Source organism: uncultured Wocania sp. (assembly GCF_964021735.1).
Taxonomy (GTDB): Bacteria; Bacteroidota; Bacteroidia; order Flavobacteriales; family Flavobacteriaceae; genus Wocania_A.
Genome location: NZ_CAXIBN010000227.1, coordinates 1 through 4,149 on the forward strand (window position 1 = coordinate 1; position 4,149 = coordinate 4,149).

4 protein-coding genes are annotated in these 4,149 nt (G+C 32.8%); 2 read left to right on the top strand and 2 right to left on the bottom strand.

The window, feature by feature from the left end; genetic code table 11:
* Nucleotides 1–55: 55 nt before the first annotated feature.
* Nucleotides 56–862 carry a DNA/RNA non-specific endonuclease gene (locus AADI82_RS14045; protein WP_341217053.1) on the bottom strand — a complete coding sequence of 269 codons (807 nt, stop codon included), beginning with the start codon at nt 860–862 and terminating at the stop codon, nt 56–58.
* A gap of 2 nt (nt 863–864) precedes the next feature.
* On the bottom strand, nt 865–2,532 hold the full coding sequence (gene pafA / locus AADI82_RS14050) for an alkaline phosphatase PafA (RefSeq protein ID WP_341217054.1): 1,668 nt from the start codon (nt 2,530–2,532) through the stop codon (nt 865–867).
* A gap of 105 nt (nt 2,533–2,637) precedes the next feature.
* Here pafA and AADI82_RS14055 point away from each other — a divergent pair, with 105 nt between their 5' ends.
* On the top strand, nt 2,638–3,378 hold the full coding sequence (locus AADI82_RS14055) for an ABC transporter permease (protein ID WP_341217055.1): 741 nt from the start codon (nt 2,638–2,640) through the stop codon (nt 3,376–3,378).
* A complete protein-coding gene (locus tag AADI82_RS14060; protein ID WP_341217056.1) occupies nt 3,375–4,142 on the top strand; it encodes an ATP-binding cassette domain-containing protein in 768 nt (255 codons plus the stop codon). Before AADI82_RS14055 ends, AADI82_RS14060 begins: the two co-directional genes overlap by 4 nt.
* Nucleotides 4,143–4,149 lie beyond the last annotated feature (7 nt).

Here is a 4,149-nt window from a genome sequence, read left to right on the forward strand (position 1 = left end):
ACAACTAACAACTAACAACTAACAACTAACAACTAACAACTAACAACTAACAAAACTAAAAACTCCAACCTTTATAACTGCTAGAAGCTTCTAATTTATTTTCAATAGCATCATCTAATTCTGGGAAAAAATCAATCCCTGTTAGTTTTTCAATAGTATCTACAGATACTACAAATTCATATAATGGTTTGTTAGAATCTTTATGAGGCATTAAAAAAGCAATCATTTTTGTTTTGCCTGTATTATTGTCAATTAATACTTTATAAAACTGATTAGGTACCGAAACTGCTTCATCTCCAATGGTTTTCATTTTACCATCTAAAACACCTCCCGTAACAATAAAAACACCATCATATTTATTTGCCCAATACCGTACTTTTTGTTCTAGTTTATTCCAAATACCAGAATTAAAATCGTGTTTTTGTGGACTTATATTACTGGTTAAAAAGGTTTCATCATGTGCAGATTTATTGTATCGCCTATCTCCTGCAGGGCATAAATGTCCGCGATCGTAACCCGAGTTTTTATAATTGCGCCAATTGGCTGCTCCAGTTTTTACCGCATTATCAATCTCGAAATATGGACGCTTAAAATTGGTGTTTGATAGATGTGATTTCTTCAATTCGTATGCAACCCATTCTGCTTGCTCATGAGACTCACTATAAGATAAGGAATACCCTTCGTGATGAATTATTTGACCTGTTGTGCTAGTTGGTAAAAAATATTCGTTAGTATCATTCTTAGTTGATTCACCCTCAAAAACAACTTCAGCTTTTTCTTCTTCATTTAAAAAATACTCATATCCGTAAACTCCAAAAATGATTAAAACTGCGACGATTGAATATAGTGTACGTTTACTCAAAACTAATCTAAAACAAATTCTAATGGTTCGCCAATAGCACCGCTGGGAAAACTAATACCTAGCAAAGCAGACATAGTTGGTGCAACGTCTGTAATTTCCGTTTTTTGTAGTGTTTGCCCATGCTTAATGCCTTTTCCAAAAAACAATAAAGGCACATGGGTATCGTAATTTAAGCCACTACCATGTGTTGAACCTGTTTTATGATAGGAGATAAAAGCAGGGTCTGGAACTATAATAACATCGCCCGAGCGTTTTTGGTTATATCCTTTTTGTAATAATGCTTCAATGCCACGGGTAAATTCTGTAGTATGCATTGTGGTAGCAGAATATACTTTATCTACATGCTCATAATTAATAAGTTCGTTTACAATAGCATCCTGCACATCATTTAATTCTAACCCCAATGCTTTAATCTTTTCTCGGTTTAAAAATATTTGATTGTTACTTACATTCTCAACTAAATCTGACGCTTTAAACGTTTGTTCCATAAACAAACCAAACTGCTTTTTTGTTTTAGCATTATCTAAATAACCAGAAGGAATTTTAACCGATTGTAAATATGCAGGCACATTAACAGCAGCGTGGTCTGCCGTTAAAAACACAGTATAATTACCACGACCAACTTCTTTATCTAAAGCATTAAATAAACGTTCTAAATCTTTATCTAAACGAATATAAGTGTCTTCAATTTCTTTAGAGTTTACCCCAAAATTATGACCCACATAATCGGTACTAGAAAAACTTATTGCTAACACATCGGTTATATCGTCTTTACCCAAAGCTTCGCCTTTTAAAGCAGCTAGGGCAAAATCGGCAGTTAAACTATTACCATAGGCTGTAGATTTCAGTAAATCGTATCCACCATTTGCATCTTTTAAAACATCTAATTGATAAGGAAATGTTGCTGTTTCTTTTCCTTTATAGCCTCCTTCAAAAGTGTTCAAATCGCTACCACTCTCTGTATAAGTATTAATATCGTAAAGTGTATTCCATGTTTTTAAATATTTAGAAACAGAATGTTCAGTATTAAAATCCTTTACCCATTTTGGCAACTCATTCATATAAAACGTACTAGAAATCCATTTACCTTCATCTTTTCCATGAAACCAATATGCAGCATTCGCCGTGTGGCCAGCAGGCAAAATAGCTCCTCTATCTTTAATTGAAATACCTATTGTTTTACCACGCATTTGCGTGAACAATCTATTCTCGTCTGTAAATGTTGTGGTTTTCATTCTATGCGGAGACATTTTCCCTGAGCTTGCCGAAGTTCCAACAGATTGCACAGCATTATCGCCAGCACAATACACGCTTTTTTTATCTTCTTTATCGTACCAATTATTACTTATAATACCATGATATCTAGGTGTTGTACCTGTATAAACCGACGCGTGTCCAGGACCTGTATATGTTGGAATGTAATTAAAATGATTATTTTTACAATTAAACCCTTCGTTTATCATACGTTTAAATCCACCGTAGCCAAACTTACTTTCAAAACGTGTTAAATAATCATAACGCATTTGATCAACTATAATTCCAACTACCAATTTAGGTTTAGAATTAGTCGTTTCTACTTGTGCTCTTGTGTTTTTTACTTGTGGTCTTTGTGCCAATGAAAAGTTGCATAAAAAAAGAATTAAAAAAAAGGTGATTACGTTTTTTAACATGATTATCAAAATTATACCTCAAAAATACATGTTTTAAAATATGATATTTTAAAATTAAGGTTAAATTCTATAACTTTTTTTACTTTAGCACTAACAAATTTTTATATGGCTTACCTTCATAATATTGGATCTTATTTTTTAATGATTGCAGAAATGTTTCGCAAACCCACCAAGTGGAGTGTTATGAAGCAACTTATATTAAAAGATATTGATGACCTAATTATTGGTTCTCTTGGTATTATTGCTTTTATATCGTTTTTTGTTGGCGGCGTTATAACCATACAAACAGCGTTAAATATAGACAACCCATTAATACCTAAATACCTTGTAGGTTTTGCTACTAGACAATCTGTTGTTCTAGAGTTCGCACCAACATTTACCTCTATTATTATGGCTGGTAAAGTAGGTTCGTTTATAACATCAAGTATAGGCACAATGCGTGTTACAGAACAAATTGATGCTTTAGAAGTTATGGGAATAAACTCTTTAAATTATCTTGTTTTCCCTAAAACTATAGCATTAATGCTATATCCTTTTGCCATTGCTATTGGTATGTTTTTAGGTATTTTAGGTGGTATGGCTGCCTGTGTTTATGGAGGCTATTCAACTTTAGCAGATTACATTGTAGGTATACAAACCGACTTTGAAGTGTTCCATATTATTTACTCTTTTATAAAAACTTTTATATTCGCTATTGTATTAGCAACCATCCCATCGTTTCATGGTTATTATATGAAAGGTGGCGCACTAGAAGTTGGAAAAGCAAGTACAACCTCTTTTGTATGGACTGCGGTAGTTATTATTTTATTGAATTATATATTAACTGATATGATGCTAGGACAATGATAGAGGTGAAAAATTTACATAAATCGTTTAGTGGCGTTGAAGTTTTAAAAGGTATTAGCACGTCTTTTGAAAAAGGTAAAACCAATCTTATTATTGGACAAAGCGGTTCTGGCAAAACTGTTTTTTTAAAATGTTTATTAGGCTTATTTGAATACGAAGAAGGCTCAATAGCTTATGATGGAAAAATATTTTCGCAATTAACCGAAGATGAAAAACGTAATTTACGAGCCGAAATTGGCATGGTTTTTCAAGGTAGTGCTTTGTTTGATTCTATGACGATTGCACAAAATGTTATGTTTCCGTTACAAATGTTTACCAACCAAAGCAAAAGCGAAATGGAAGATCGTGTAGACTTTGTTTTAAAACGTGTAAATCTTGATGATGCGCATGGAAAAATGCCAAGTGAAGCATCTGGCGGAATGCAAAAACGAGTAGCTATTGCACGAGCCATTGTAAATAATCCTAAATACTTATTTTGCGATGAACCAAATTCTGGATTAGACCCCAAAACGGCGATTGTTATTGATAATTTAATTCAGGAAATTACAGACGAATATCAAATAACTACGGTAATTAATTCGCACGATATGAATTCGGTAATGGAAATTGGTGAAAAAATTGTGTTCTTAAAAGATGGTTTAAAAGCATGGGAAGGTTCTAAAGAAACAATTTTTAAAACCGATAACAAAGTGGTAACAGACTTTGTTTATTCTTCAGAGTTGTTTAAAAAAGTACGTAGAATGTATATTGAGGAGAATCAGTGATTAATTA

Bases quoted from the DNA above. Each gene is read 5' to 3' on its own strand.
- AADI82_RS14055 (WP_341217055.1), top strand. From the start codon at position 2,638: ATGGCTTACCTTCATAATATTGGATCTTATTTTTTAATGATTGCAGAA.
- AADI82_RS14060 (WP_341217056.1), top strand. From the start codon at position 3,375: ATGATAGAGGTGAAAAATTTACATAAATCGTTTAGTGGCGTTGAAGTT.
- pafA (WP_341217054.1), bottom strand. From the start codon at position 2,532: ATGTTAAAAAACGTAATCACCTTTTTTTTAATTCTTTTTTTATGCAAC.